Source organism: Prevotella sp. BV3P1 (genome assembly GCF_000479005.1).
GTDB lineage: Bacteria > Bacteroidota > Bacteroidia > Bacteroidales > Bacteroidaceae > Prevotella.
In genome coordinates this window covers 69,927-83,898 of record NZ_AWXC01000043.1, presented here as the reverse complement: position 1 = coordinate 83,898, position 13,972 = coordinate 69,927, and the positions used below count along the sequence as shown (strand labels likewise).

The window sequence follows — 13,972 nt, the reverse complement described above, 5'->3', positions numbered from 1 at the left end:
CGGTGCCAGCGTTGTCCCCTCGGGGTTCAGTACTTCTTTTCTCGCGGAAGTGCTGTTCCCCTCGGGGGTTGGTGTTATTTTACGACGCGCATCAAGCGCACGGCGTTGCCGCTGACTCCGCCTTTCGATCCGAATGTCGCGTCGATCGTGATGTTGTAGTGGTACATTTGTCTCAGAATAGGCAGGGACGTGGAGGTCCAGTAGTTGAAGTGGCGGCCTATCTGTTCTATCTTGCACTCGCTACCATTATAGCCATTGTTCCATCCAGGGAAGGGCAAGAAGAGGCAGCCCTTCTCGGTGACGGCTTTCATCCTGAGAATCTTGCCCAGATTGCCGCTCTCCACGTCGGTTTCGAGGGTTCTTTTGCCGAAAGTCGAGCCATTCGGTGCGGTGAAGAGCGACATTGCAGTCGACTTGGTCATTCCATCGGGGAATATCACGATTCCAGCCTGGTCCACATTTCTCTCCACGGTACCATTGCTGTTGAGGTCGAGGAACGCGAGGGCGAAGGCAGGCGTGTCGTCGTCAGGAAATTTGCGATAGTCGAACAGGTACTGCCAATCGCTCAGGCTGGGGGTTACTAATGGGTCGTTGCTGTCGCCCAGCTTCGCGTAGTTGGTCCAGTCATTTTCCGTGCCCTGGTACTCGGTGCTTGCCGTGGGCAGGAAGTATTTGCCCGTACTCTTGTCGACGAGGGTGGGTTGTCCTGGTTTTCCGAAGAAGAACATGTCGAACACGGGGTTGGTGGTGCAGCTCACGTTCCATGCGCCGTTGTTGTCCTGCGTACAGGTGTAGATGCCGAAGTAGTAGTTGTTAGCGTAGCTGGTGGGGGGCACCATGATCCACTGCTCGGGGGCGAGTCGGTAGTATCCCTTCAGCACGTTGTACTTGGCAGTCAGCGCTAGTGGTTGGTCCTTGCCCTTGCGGTAGAGGGTGTTGGGCTTGATGTGCTTGCGCACGGTGAGTGAATATACCATCTTAGGCATCATGTACTGCAGGTTGCCGTCGGTGAAGTTGACCTTCTTGCCATCCTTGCTCACAGTGAACACGGATGGGGTGCCAGCGGCGTTGCGCACGAAGGCGTCGGCGTTGTTGCCTACGGTCGCCGGTTCGGCTCCGGCGGAGACGATTTTTTTGGAGGTTTGCTTGTCGGTGTAGATGTCGAAGGAGAGCGTGGTCTTGTCGGTCTCTTTCTCGTTGGGCACCAGAGGGAGGTAGATGTCATAGGGTGCATCAGGGCTCGCCGCCGTCGTGAACACAAGCCCCTCACGCACGTTACTCTCCCTTCCCGCCATGACGGTGCTCTCAATGCGTCCGCTTGTCGCGTCGACGGTGGCCTGCAGGGGTACATCGCCGTGTACCACGAGGTCTTTGTATGTGTTGCCCAGGCGCGAGTCGGCGTTGCCCTTGACGCTGAAGTGGGCTGCGGCGAAGGCGTTCTTGAGTGTCACGTCGCCCAGTATGCCCGCCTTGTTGCCGTCCATCTTCACCGTTCCTTCTGCGTTAAGGGCGCAGAGGCTTTTCAGCGATTCGCGCTTGCCGTCGAGCTTAGAGAAGTCGAACATAATCTTGCCGTTCACGATGCGAGATGTATTCGTGTTGGGACCGAGGTAGAATATGCGGACCTTTTGTCCAGCTGTCAACCCGTTTACGGTGCCTTCGAACACGCCCTTCTCCTTGTCTATTCCTTCCTTGAGCGTGATGATGCCGAGGGCTTTGCCGTCAGCGTTCACCACGAGCAGGTTGTCGTCTTTTTCCCATAGCCACGGATTCTTGCTGTCGCCCTCGGTGAGGTTGGCACGCGTGCCGTCGGGGTTCGCCACGCCAGTCGAGGCGGTCACGGTGAGCGTTACGCCCTGTGCTGGTGTATCGCCGCCGTCGATGAAGTCTTCCTGTCCGGTGCACCCGGTCAGTGCAAGCGCCACGGCTGCCGTTACGGTCACCGCTGCCTGTCTCATTGCTTTGATTGCTTTGATTGCTTTCATACTGTTTTTCTTAATCATTTTTGTCGTTTGATACTTTTGTTTCGTAGTCGCTTTCCTGTAAGCTGCTTCCGCCTACCACTCGATTTCCCAGTCGCTGTTGAAGGACTTGCTCAACCCAGTCGCGTTTCGTGCTGAAACTGATGGGTCGCTGTTGTCTACAACCTCCCAGTCGCTGTCATCACTGTCCATCGAACTCTTTATTCCGCTGCCAGCGAGCAGGTTCTGTTGCATTTCCGTGGAAACGATTTCAACATTGGGTGTAATGTACTTTTTCTTTTTCATTTTGATCGTTCTTTGATATTGTTCTTTAAATAATAATTATATTTGAGAAATGTCTATTGCTGACGCTTGCTTATGCGAGCTTTGTTCGCTTGGCGAGCGGATACTAAGAAAGCAGGAGAGAAATTCTCGTGAAATCCCCGTCCTGCCTATGTTTCCATGCGTGCGCCTCGCGCGTATGCGCGTATCTAAATAAGAGAGTTGACTGGCGGTTAGCCTGTGTGTGTGCGTGTGTTAGCAAATTATTTGGAACTACCAAATAATCTGTCGGAAAAATCACGCTGTCATCAAAAAAGTTTTGCATTGTAGAGTCAACCAGCAAGTGCAAAATTACAAAACGTGTTTGAAGAATTCTCGTTTTGGTGTAGAAAAGTTTAATTTTTCTCTCGGTCTTTCGTTCAGTTTCTTTTGTATCGACATAATTCTCTTTTCTGTATAATGTTCAAACGAATCCTTTTTCGGTATATATTGTCTGATAAGTTTATTTGTATTTTCAATAGCTCCCTTTTGCCATGAGCAATATGGATCGGCGAAGTACACGGGCACGCCTAAGTACTTGGTAATATCCTTATGTGCCGCAAATTCAGGTCCGTTGTCTGTTGTAATGGTCTTCAAACTTTCCTTGTATGGTAGCAGCAGTTTCCTAACTACCTTTGCCAGAGGCTTTGACTGCTTTCCAAATGGCAGTTTCTGCATAAGCAGCATATTGGTGGATTTCTCCACCAGTGTGAGTATGGCATGCTGATCAGGGTCTACGATCAAGTCCATCTCAAAATCTCCGAATCTCTTCCCGTCAACTTCCTTACTTCTTTCATGGATACTCAACCTGTCTTTAATTGGAAGATGTCTGCTCTTGGGACGATGCCTGTATTTCATCTTATGCCTTGTGTGTTTGGCAAGTTCCCCTGTTGTATCATTATGGATGATATTATAAATGGATTGGTGGGATACCTTTATCCCCTCATTCTTGCGCAGATAACCTGATATTTGTCGTGGAGACCACTGGTCATTGGTGATATATTCCTTGATTCTCCAGACCAATTCGTCGGAGAGTTTGGAGTTCTTTACCGTTCTCTCTCTGCGCTGCATAGCCATGTCGTGCGCCTTTGTCCAGATATACTTTCCCGATGGCGTGCTGTTTCTCTTTAGCTCACGACTGAGCGTAGCCTCACTCGTGCCCACAATGCGGGCAATTTCTTTTCTCGCTGTTTTCTTTTGGAGTAAGGCGAAAATTTGCGACCTTTGCTCCGAGGTTAATTGATGATATTTCACAATACAAAGTTAATTAATCTTTGGGAGACTGCGGTCTCCCTTTTTTTTATTTGTATTGCTGGTTGTTTCTTTACCTCGCCGAGAGATGCAGACGTTCTCGAAGCGTAGCGAGAGGTTGTCTGCATCTCTCGGCGAGGGCTACTCTTTTATTGCACTTCGATTTTTAATCTGCACATTTTACACACGCTGCACATTGCTTATAACGTGGTGCGAGCCACGGAGTTGACATATCGTGGGTAAAGATACGAAAATTATCCAATAGTTCCAAGCGTTCAGCCTGTTTTTTGCACGGCTCTTTCATTTAAAAGGGTCGTTTGTTGTCAAAAACTATCATGTCCTTCAGTATCAACAACAATATCCTTAAATGAAAGAGCGTGTGTTTTTTTGTCAGCTGCCTGCACGGGGCGGCACAAATACCCATTATTGGGTATTGTCCGTCCCGGTCTTTATCCTTACCTTTGTCGCCATCAACAACCATCATGACATGACAAGGAGAAAACGACATATCAGGCAGCAGGAAGCTGCCAGCCCATGCAAGGCGCACCGTTCAGGCAATGAGCGGTGCGCTTTTTTTTTGAACAAATCGGAACATTGTTCATTATTGCGGCTTCGCCAAGACCGGAATATCATATCATCAATCATCAAAATAAAAACAACAATGAAAATCGAAAAAATCAACAACCTTTTCAGGCAGCTGGCGAACTGGATTTTGCGCCATCGGCTTATTGTGGGTGCGCTGTTTGCGGTGGTCATCGCCTTTTCGCTCGTTGGAGCCAAGCGCATCGTGATAAGAACTTCGTTCGATGACTATTTCCTAAGCGACGACCCTATACTGCTCAAGACCAACGAGTTCAAGTCTATCTTTGGCAACGACTACTATGTGGCAGTGCTGGTAAAGAACAAGGACATCTTCTCCAACCGCAGTCTCACACTCATTCGTGAGCTGAGCAACGAACTGAAAGATAGTTTGTCGTACGCCGACAAGGTAACATCGCTCACCGATCTTGAATTTGCCTCTGGTACGGAAGAAGGTATGACCATAGAGCAGATTGTACCCGAGCAAATTCCATCGGATGCCGCTGGACTGAAAGAAATCAAGCGCAAGGCTTACAGTAAGCCCTATCTGGCAAAGAAAATGGTATCGACCGATGGAACAATGACATGGATCATGGTAAAGCTGCGTCCCTTCCCTGCCGATAGTGTGTGGAAGAAAACGAGCGACATGGCTCCCGACATGATTACTGGGAGGGAAGCAGGACATATCATAGGCAAGGAGAAATATGCAGAACTGTCGCCCGCTGCTGCGGGAATGCCTTATCTGAGCTATGAGAAGGTGGTCTATCTCAAGGGCGAAATGGGACGATTATTCTTCTTCGCATTCATCATCTCTATTGTAGTAATGCTCATTGTAACTCGTTCGCTACGCGGAGTAATAGCGCCATTGCTCACCTCTGTCTTAGGACTGCTCATCAGCTTTGGCATCATCGGCTGGACAGGCATCTACATCGACATGACAACCATGATGATAGCCGTCATTCTCACCTTTGCCTGCTCCATTGCCTACAACATCCACCTGTACAACTTCTTCAAGACGCGCTTCGTAGAGACAGGTAGGCGCAGGCAATCCATCATCGATGCGATGGGCGAGACTGGTTGGGGCGTATCGCTCTCGGCACTCACCACCGTGGCAGCCATGATGACTTTCCTTTCCATGAACATCGTACCCATGCAGGCAATTGGTGTCAATACATCAATCAGTCTGCTCGCCGTATTGATTACCTGCCTTTTCATCACTCCCCTTCTGTTGTCGTTTGGCAAAGATAGAAAACCAGCCGTCAACATGTCGAAGAGCTTTGAGGGCTATATTGGCAATCGGTTTGAGCAATTCGGAAGTTTTGTAATACGTCATCATCGGGGCATTGTCGCATTGTCGGTGGTGCTGACGATTTTCTGTGGCATCGGACTCTTCTTCATCGAGCCAGCATTCGACATTGAGAAGACGATGGGGAGAAAAGTGCCTTACGTCAACAAATTCCTCAACCTTTGTGAAACGGAACTCGGCTCCATGTATGCCTACGATTTGATGATTACGCTGCCACACGACAACGATGCCAAGAAACCAGGAAATCTACAGAAGCTCGACCAATTGTCAAAAATTGCTGACGGCTACAAGCTAACGAAACGCCATAACTCCATTACTGACATCGTGAAAGACATGAATTGCACGCTCAATGGGAACAAGCAGCAATTTTACACCATTCCCGACAATGCCGATATGGTGGCACAGTTGCTATTGCTGTACGAAAACGCCGGAGGAACGGAATCGGAATACTGGATGGACTACAACTATAAACGGCTAAGGCTACAAATAGAACTGAAAGACTACAACTCCAACGAAGCCGAAAAGGAAATGAACGACCTTCAGGCGGAGGCACGCCGTCTCTTCCCCGATGCACACGTTTCGGTGGTAGGAAATATTCCGCAATTCACCGTCATGCAGCAGTATGTGGAGCGAGGACAGATGTGGTCGATGATGCTATCGGTATTGGTAATCGGCATCATCCTCGTTCTGATTTTTGGAAACTGGAAAGTGGGACTCGTAGGGATGATACCCAACATTGCCCCTGCCATTATCGTAGGTGGAATGATGGGCTGGCTTGGCTACCCACTCGACATGATGACCGCCTCGCTCATTCCGATGGTCTTGGGTATTGCAGTCGATGACACCATTCATTTCATCAACCACAGTCATGTGGCATACGACAGATGCGGCAATTATGCAGAAGCCATCAACCGCACCTTCCGCACCGAAGGACTTGCCATTGTGATGTCCACGGTCGTTATCTCGGCAACATTCATGGGCTTCGTCTTCTCCGATGCCACACAGATGAGCAACTGGGGCATACTGGCAGTAGCTGGCATGGTGTCGGCTTTGTTGGCTGACCTCTTCCTCACCCCTATCCTCATAGACTATCTCCACATCTTCAAGCAAGAAAAAGTAAACATCAACAACACTCAAAATAACAATTAAATCAAAAAAATATGAAAACAAGAAATTTTACATTGCTGCTCATCGCTCTGTTGGCAATTGGCAGCGCACAGGCAGCAGGACTGTCTGGTAGAGATATTATGCAGAAAGTAAAGAACCGACCTGATGGCGACACACGCTACGCTACCGTAGAGATGACACTCATTCAGCGAAGTGGACACAAACGCATCAGAAAACTCGAGTCATGGGCAATGGACGTGGGCAAGGACACAAAGAAAATTATGTTCTTCACTTATCCCGGAGATGTGAAGGGAACAGGATTCCTCACTTGGGACTACGACAATCCACGCAAGGTGGACGACAAGTGGCTCTATCTGCCTGCCATGAAAAAGACAAGACGCATTAGCGGTAAGTCGTCGAAGACCGACTACTTCATGGGCAGCGACTTTACCTACAACGACATGAGTATGCGCAATGTGGACGAGGAAAAACACCAGCTCCTGCGAGAAGAAAACTTAGGGGGACATAGATGCTGGGTGGTGCAATCGATTCCCAATGACAAGGACGAAATCTATACACGTCGAGTAACATGGATAAGACAAGACTGTTTGATGGCTGTCAAGGCAGAGTACTACGACAAACTGAACAAGCTACACCGCCGACTCTCTATCTCCAACATCGATAAAGTACAGGGATTCTGGACGATGCACCTCATGCAAATGGAAAATGTGCAGACGGGTCACAAGACCATCATTCGCATGGACAACCAGCGATTCAACATCAAGGTGGCGCCCAACCTCTTCACCGTTTCCAAATTGGAGAAAGGACTCTAATATGAACCTGATACAACTATCCTCTCTCTTGCTTGTGCCGATGTTCTCGGCACAGGCATCAGCCCAAATAGAAACGCCAACAGCAGCTATTGATAGTCTTGAAACAGTACCCGAAGAGACTCTTCAGGAGACGTATGACAAAGACAGCGATGACGTATTACAAATTCGGGTGAAGGGATTTCTTGACACCTATCACGCACTCCGAACAACGGGGAATGCAGACTGGATGGCGTCGAGAACTCGGGCAAGGGGCGAAGTGAGACTCGAAAAAGGAGCGACAGCACTCTTTGTCTCGCTGAACGCTATTTACAACGGAATACTGAAAGAACGCACAGGCATTGAGTTGCGTGAGGCGTATCTGTCATATACCAAAGGCAACCTTGACCTGCGTGTGGGACGGCAAATCGTTATATGGGGAGTGGCAGACGCACTGCGACTTACCGACTGTGTGTCGCCCATCGACTACACCGAATTTCTCGCCCAAGACTATGACGACATACGTATGCCTGTGAATGGCTTACGTGTCAAATACACCTTGGGAGCCATTACAGCAGAAGCGGTGTGCAACCCTGTGACTAACTTCGCTGTGATACCTACCGACCTGCGCAATCCGTGGGCAATGCGGTTGCCGAACACCTCCCTCCCCTATTCCATAGACTTGGAAAGCGGAAAACCAGAAAAGCGGTTGAAGAACATGGAATATGGTGGACGCATCTCCGTCAACCTCAGCGGTGTGGATTTCTCCCTGAGTGCCTTGCGGACGTGGAACAAACTGCCAGCCCTCCGCATGGGAATGACAACCGATGGAAAGTCACTACACATCGATGGACGCTATCACCGCATGACGATGTTAGGAGCCGACTGTTCGTTACCCATCGGGCAATTCGTCATTCGAGCAGAGGTAGCCAAATACATCGATGAGGCGCAAAATGCTGCAATGGGATGCGAAGTGGAATGCCGCAATGCACTCAACGCGCTCATCGGCATTGATTGGTACCCTGGCAACGACTGGAATGCAAGCCTGCAATATTGCCACAAATACACATCGGGCAATCTTGAAAGACTGCCTATCTATCGCCATGCAGGGATAGCCACGGCACGGCTCGCCAAAGAACTACTGCAAAACACGCTAAAACTTTCTACCTTTGCCTACGTTGATGTAACAAACGGTGGCATCTTCAATCGCCTATCCACCACCTATTCACTCAACGACCAAACAGCAATCGCTATCGGATACGACTATTTTCATGCCGACAGAGGAATGTTCAAGATGTATGGCAAAAACAGCGAGGCGTGGGTTAAACTGAAGTACAGCTTCTAACAACAACCACTACTCAGAGAGTAGCAAACAGGACAAAACTCAGACAATTGGCTGATTCTATAAATTAGCTTTGTTAGATTTTGAGCTTATTTTTGAGGTCAAAATGCAAGAGAGTGAAGGAGTGTAGCGAGCTACACGACTGAACGAACTTGCATTTTGAACCAAAAAGAAGCCAAAAGATAACAAAACGTATTTCATAAACATTTAATGACTATGTGCGGTGGTAATTTATAGAACCAGCCAATTGTAAGTTTTTATTTTCCCTTATTGATGATATAAATACCAGCGGCTGCCAATAAGCCAGCTACCAAATACTTGAAATGAAACGTCTCGTTGAGACAGAGGCAAGAGGTCACGGCGCCCACCACTGGGATAAGCGAGTTATAGATAGCCACCTTTCCCACAGGATTGCAGGTCAGCAACTTGTTGTACAAGCCAAAACCCACCGTGCTAATGCCAATGAGCAGCACCAAGTACACGCAGCCCAATAGCGTGATGCGTGGCAATGTGCCATTCCACAACAGTCCAGGCACCACCAAGAGCAAGCCGCCAATGGCCAACGCCATTCCTGTACCCACAAACACGTCGATGCGCTTGCCCAGTCCACGTATAAGTAAGGAGGTAACAGCGCCACAGAGAGCATTCAGGATAATCATGCCGTCGCCTAACCACGTGAAGTGTCCACTCTCGGCACTCCCCAAATTAAGCGACAGAATACCAGCAAAGCCCACCACACAACCCGTGAGTTTGCGCAGCGTCATGCGGTCGCTCTTAAAGAAAAGACAGGCAAAGATAACCACCGAGAAGACACTGAGCGAATTGAGAATAGCGGCTCGCGAACCCTCGCTATACGACAGTCCGAAATAGAAAAACGCATAATGCAAGGTGGTGTTCAGAAGGGCAAAAAGCAGAATGTACCACGAATCTCTCGCCGAGCGCAAATGAAAATCGCGCCCTGTGAGTTGCGCCATAAGCAAGATGATGACGCCCGACAAACTAAACCGAATGCCAGCAAACACCATCTTGCTACCCGTCATTCCTTGCGTGATGCCAAACTCGGCAAAGCCTAATTTGATGAGCGGATATGCCCAGCCCCATGCCACAGCGGCTGTGAGCGCAAATAGTGAAACCCAAATGGGACGTTGAAAAATACTCTGTGTTGGTGGGTTGCCTCTCATTGTTTATTCATTCCTTCTTTTTTTTGATGCTTCATATTTCCATTCCACCCACGCATTGCACAGGTGGAATTTAGTTTCGCATCAACGATTAGAGTGTAAAGGTACAATTTTTTTCTTAAACACAGACACCCCACCAACGGCTCTATTTCTTGAAGCGAGCAAAAGCAACGTAAGTTTTTGGCAAAGAACACGATTCTTTCATTGAAAAGCAATATTGTAGGACCACGAATGCCACAATGAAGCGAATCAAGGCAACAAGACAAAAAATGCTAACGCTCTGCGAATGAAACAAATCTTTCGACAGCAACTGTTGTGCGTCTTTGTCAAATTTGTTTCATTTGCGGAACGTTAGCGTTCATTCATTCCGAAAATCGGATGCGTTTATTAGTTCAAGTAGTTATTCCTTAATTCCGCAGCATAAATTCTTGTAAGAACTCCAAGTGTCTGAGAAACAAAGTTCTCAAAACACTTGGATATGTCAGAAATTTCACCTATTCTTATTGCTATAAAAAAAACAAATAAAATATCTAACGTAACAAAGGTAGCAATTAAAAACGAGAATATCACTTCTTTCGGTGGAATTTATCACATTATGGACGTTTTCTCAAAGTTGGGCTTTGAAAAACTTACCGAATCTGTATTGGGCAAACGTGGAAGTAGTGGCAAGGCATTCAGCCATGGAAGTATTTTCGGCTCTCTCTTCTTCAGTTACCTTTGTAGTGGAGAATGCCTTGAGGACATCAATGTGCTTATAGGACAGTTCAAGCAGAAACCTGATACGCTATTACCCGGTGCCGACACTGTGGGGCGCGGACTAAAGGAGCTTGCCAAAGAGAACATTATCTACAAGAGCGGAATCTCCGACAAGTCGTATAGTTTCAACACGGCACAGAAGTTGAATACCTTACTTTTACGAATGATACGGAGGATGAGGCTTATAAAGGTGGGTAGTCATGTTGACTTAGACTTTGATCACCAGTTTGTTCCAACCCACAAGTTCGATGCAAAGTATTCTTACAAGCAGGATTTTGGCTATTTCCCTGATTGGGCTTCCATTGGGGGAATCATAGTCGGAGGTGAGAATCGTGACGGAAACACTAATGTGAGATTCCATCAAGAAGACACGCTCCGTCGCATTATGGACCGTGTAACCTCAGAACTTGGTGTGGTAATAGAGCGTTTCCGTGCCGACTGCGGGTCGTTCTCAAAGGAAATCATCCAAACCGTAGAGCAGCGCTGCAACACGTTCTATATACGTGCTGCCAACTGCGGCAGCCGATATGAGGACTTCCGCCAGCTGAAAGAATGGAAGAGCATTGAAGTTGGTTATGAGAAATGCGATGTCACCTCCGTCAGCATGGACAACTTAATAGAAGGAAAGTCATACAGGCTTGTCGTACAGCGTAGTCCTTTGAAAGACAAGGATGGCAGGGAGCAGACGGATATGTTCGGAGTAATATACACATACCGCTGTATCCTCACCAATAACTGGACATCTACCGAGAAAGACATCATTACATTTTATAATGAGCGTGGAGCAAGCGAAAAGAACTTCGACATACAGAACAATGACTTTGGCTGGTCGCATCTGCCCTTTTCCTTTATGGCTGAGAACATGGTTTTCATGATGGTTACCGCCATGCTGAAGAACTTCTATCTCTATCTCATCCGTAATATCAGTGAGAAGGTCAAGCCATTGAAAAAGACAAGCAGGCTGAAAGCCTTTATCCTGCATTTTGTCAGTGTACCAGCAAAATGGGTGAGAACGGGAAGGCAGAACGTTCTGAACCTGTATACAAATAAAACCTGCTACTCAGAAGTCTTCCTTGAATAAACAGTATTTCTTTGTGGTTTTAATATTCCCCATTGGTTTGGGTGGTGGATTTTATGCTTAGAAAAGACCCAAGAAACACCGAAGCACCTCATATCAACATATAGAGCCCAAAAAGACACCTCAACATATAAAATTTTCTCACAAGAAAAAATACTGCGGAATTAAGGTAATATAACAATAGAGGGTGTAAGCTTCAAAACTTACACCCTCTATCGTTTTGTTACTGTTGTGTCCTCCAATACAAACCAAAATACACCAATCGAAGTAGGTTGCGGGCTGCCATAAGTTGCTCAGCCTTCTTTTGATAGCTTGGTATAGCTTCTATCTGGTCAACGTTTGCACTATAATAAGTACTGTCCGAAACGGACGTATCTAAGAGGTTCTTACCCATCTTGAAATACTTTGTATTACGGAAAGCAAAAGGTGCGAGCGTCGCTAAGATATCATCATGACTTCCCCATCGATTAGTTAGCTTGTTATAAGCCTCCTTACGTAGATAAGGTGGGAGATAAACATAGAGCGGAACGGAATGTTCATACCGCTTATCGATTACATCATGATTAAGAATCACGCGCACGTTATGGTCACCTGTGATAACAAGTATCGTATTCTTTGCTGCTGCAGAGGCTTTGAAGCGATTGAGGAAGTCGGTCAGTGTCTTGTTATAATAGCGGAATCCAGTGAGATACTTATCCAAAACCTTACGATTATGCTCTGCAAAACACTTCTTACCGTAGAAAGAATCGGGCAAAGGAGGAAGTTTCAAGTCCTTTGGGAACTCAAAAGGCGGATGATTTGTCGTCGTCATCACAGTTATCATCTGCCGTTTCTTTGATGGTTTATTTAACTTATCTAACAACGCTTGGAAGAGATATTCGTCGTAAACACCAATACTATTATAAGTCGCATGAGGATAGTCTTTCAAGAGAAAGAACTTATCATAGACTGCATCAAACTGCTGGTGAGGCAATGCTTCAGCACAGTTCTCCCACGCAGCATCCATTCCCGACATGAACATCGTTGTATAGTTGCTGGCTTTGAAAGGTAAGGCAATCGACGTAGGCAGCGTATTGAAACGATAAGATGAAGTAAAGAAGTGTGGAAAAGGAGTAGACACAAAGAGGTTTTCAAGCGAATTTATCGTACCATTCTGAACCGATTGGAAGTTGCGGAAAAGCAAATCTTCTTTGAAATGACGGTCCAAACCGAAGTTCATCTCCGCATCCTTCTGTTGGAGATTGAACAGATAGTTACTCCAACTTTCGCTATAAATAATTACAACATTAGGCTGTGGTTGCTTTAAACTGTCACCCACTTCTGCGAATAATGCACGCTGCAAGGCTGTTAGCGTGTCGTTCTTTGCTATCTTTATCTGTCCATCGGTATAAACATCTAATGCTTCTTGCAGACTCTTAAACTTATATTGTGCTAATAAGTCATCTGTACTCTCAACCTTAAAGGCTTTAGCTTTCTCTTTACAAGCCTTCTTCAACATGTAGATAGCATTGGGAACAAGGTCGTTCAGAAGCTTCTGATTTGACACAAAGGTGTCTTCTATCTGCAAAGGGAAACGCCATACCGAGCCACGCATACCAATAACTACAAAAGCAATATACAGTAAGATGATAACCGAAAGTTTAATAAGTTGACAGCGTGAGGTCTTCCGACCGCCTGAAGAACAGTTCGTTTGACGAGCCAACACCTTATCTGATTCTATTCTACGAATAACATAAAAGATCAATAATGAGAGGAAAAGGAAGGCTAAACCTTCATAAACACAATGGTATTCTTCCCATATAGCCTGTATCAAACTCATTGGTCCTTCATTGAAGAAATCAAAGAAAGTGAGGTTAATATGGCTATTGAAATTAGAAAAGAAGCCCAAATCTATACCGCTGAGTACCAGTATAAGAATATCGACAATAGCATAATAAACCTTACGAAAACGGCTTAATACACGATCAGACCACGACTTACGAAGGGCTGCAAAAACAAAGGTCAGAACCGTTGGAAGCAACAACACGTAACAAACTACCTGCATATCAAAACGCAGGACATTGAAAAGTAAACGTGGAAGAACAGTTAGGTTGCTGCCTATAAGACCCATCGGAACAAACGCAATAGCAAAGCAAATGCGAACGAAAAATAGGATAACAAGGATGACAGCAGAGTGCTTTAGCAGATATGTTAAGTTCTTATACATTTTTTCTTATTACTTATTTCGGGATTTGTTCTTACTTATTTCGACTTTAAAATAGAATGTTTTTTGTAACAACAGAGC

At 46.5% G+C, this 13,972-nt stretch carries 9 protein-coding genes; 4 read left to right on the top strand and 5 right to left on the bottom strand.

Features of this window, described 5'->3' with window-relative positions; genetic code table 11:
- Positions 1 to 74: 74 nt before the first annotated feature.
- The 3 genes from HMPREF1254_RS08185 to HMPREF1254_RS08170 all read right to left on the bottom strand — a co-directional run bounded on the left by HMPREF1254_RS08185 (position 75) and on the right by HMPREF1254_RS08170 (position 3,536).
- Complete coding sequence (locus HMPREF1254_RS08185; RefSeq protein ID WP_155945449.1) at positions 75 to 1,985, bottom strand: hypothetical protein; 1,911 nt, start codon at positions 1,983 to 1,985, stop codon at positions 75 to 77.
- 72 nt (positions 1,986 to 2,057) lie between these two features.
- Positions 2,058 to 2,267 (bottom strand): hypothetical protein, encoded by a 210-nt coding sequence (locus HMPREF1254_RS08180; protein ID WP_023058166.1) that lies wholly within the window; start codon positions 2,265 to 2,267, stop codon positions 2,058 to 2,060.
- A 327-nt stretch (positions 2,268 to 2,594) separates the two neighbouring features.
- Positions 2,595 to 3,536, bottom strand: a complete 942-nt coding sequence (locus tag HMPREF1254_RS08170) for an IS30 family transposase (RefSeq protein ID WP_023058121.1) — start codon at positions 3,534 to 3,536, stop codon at positions 2,595 to 2,597.
- 658 nt (positions 3,537 to 4,194) lie between these two features.
- Here HMPREF1254_RS08170 and HMPREF1254_RS08165 point away from each other — a divergent pair.
- The 3 genes from HMPREF1254_RS08165 to HMPREF1254_RS08155 are packed head-to-tail and all read left to right on the top strand — an operon-like array spanning position 4,195 to position 8,679.
- Positions 4,195 to 6,567, top strand: coding sequence for an efflux RND transporter permease subunit (locus HMPREF1254_RS08165; protein ID WP_036891192.1), 2,373 nt, complete (start codon positions 4,195 to 4,197; stop codon positions 6,565 to 6,567).
- 11 nt (positions 6,568 to 6,578) lie between these two features.
- A complete protein-coding gene (locus HMPREF1254_RS08160; protein ID WP_023058192.1) occupies positions 6,579 to 7,358 on the top strand; it encodes an outer membrane lipoprotein-sorting protein in 780 nt (259 codons plus the stop codon).
- A 1-nt stretch (position 7,359) separates the two neighbouring features.
- Entirely contained in the window at positions 7,360 to 8,679 is a 1,320-nt protein-coding gene (locus tag HMPREF1254_RS08155) for a DUF1302 family protein (protein ID WP_023058134.1), read from the top strand.
- A 254-nt stretch (positions 8,680 to 8,933) separates the two neighbouring features.
- Here the strand turns inward: HMPREF1254_RS08155 and HMPREF1254_RS08150 are convergent, their stop codons facing one another.
- Positions 8,934 to 9,857 (bottom strand): DMT family transporter, encoded by a 924-nt coding sequence (locus HMPREF1254_RS08150; protein ID WP_023058184.1) that lies wholly within the window; start codon positions 9,855 to 9,857, stop codon positions 8,934 to 8,936.
- A gap of 475 nt (positions 9,858 to 10,332) precedes the next feature.
- Here HMPREF1254_RS08150 and HMPREF1254_RS08140 point away from each other — a divergent pair, with 475 nt between their 5' ends.
- The gene (locus HMPREF1254_RS08140) at positions 10,333 to 11,691 is read left to right on the top strand and encodes an IS1380 family transposase (protein WP_023058215.1); all 1,359 of its coding nucleotides are present in this window, start codon (positions 10,333 to 10,335) and stop codon (positions 11,689 to 11,691) included.
- Positions 11,692 to 11,911: 220 nt separating this feature from the next.
- Here the strand turns inward: HMPREF1254_RS08140 and HMPREF1254_RS08135 are convergent, their stop codons facing one another.
- Entirely contained in the window at positions 11,912 to 13,894 is a 1,983-nt protein-coding gene (locus HMPREF1254_RS08135) for an LTA synthase family protein (RefSeq protein WP_023058180.1), read from the bottom strand.
- Between the last annotated feature and the right edge of the window lie 78 nt (positions 13,895 to 13,972).

Excerpts from the sequence above, each read along its gene's own strand:
- HMPREF1254_RS08185 (WP_155945449.1), bottom strand. The coding sequence starts at position 1,985 with ATGAAAGCAATCAAAGCAATCAAAGCAATGAGACAGGCAGCGGTGACC.
- HMPREF1254_RS08180 (WP_023058166.1), bottom strand. The coding sequence starts at position 2,267 with ATGAAAAAGAAAAAGTACATTACACCCAATGTTGAAATCGTTTCCACG.
- HMPREF1254_RS08165 (WP_036891192.1), top strand. The coding sequence starts at position 4,195 with ATGAAAATCGAAAAAATCAACAACCTTTTCAGGCAGCTGGCGAACTGG.
- HMPREF1254_RS08160 (WP_023058192.1), top strand. The coding sequence starts at position 6,579 with ATGAAAACAAGAAATTTTACATTGCTGCTCATCGCTCTGTTGGCAATT.
- HMPREF1254_RS08155 (WP_023058134.1), top strand. The coding sequence starts at position 7,360 with ATGAACCTGATACAACTATCCTCTCTCTTGCTTGTGCCGATGTTCTCG.
- HMPREF1254_RS08150 (WP_023058184.1), bottom strand. The coding sequence starts at position 9,857 with ATGAGAGGCAACCCACCAACACAGAGTATTTTTCAACGTCCCATTTGG.
- HMPREF1254_RS08140 (WP_023058215.1), top strand. The coding sequence starts at position 10,333 with ATGTCAGAAATTTCACCTATTCTTATTGCTATAAAAAAAACAAATAAA.
- HMPREF1254_RS08135 (WP_023058180.1), bottom strand. The coding sequence starts at position 13,894 with ATGTATAAGAACTTAACATATCTGCTAAAGCACTCTGCTGTCATCCTT.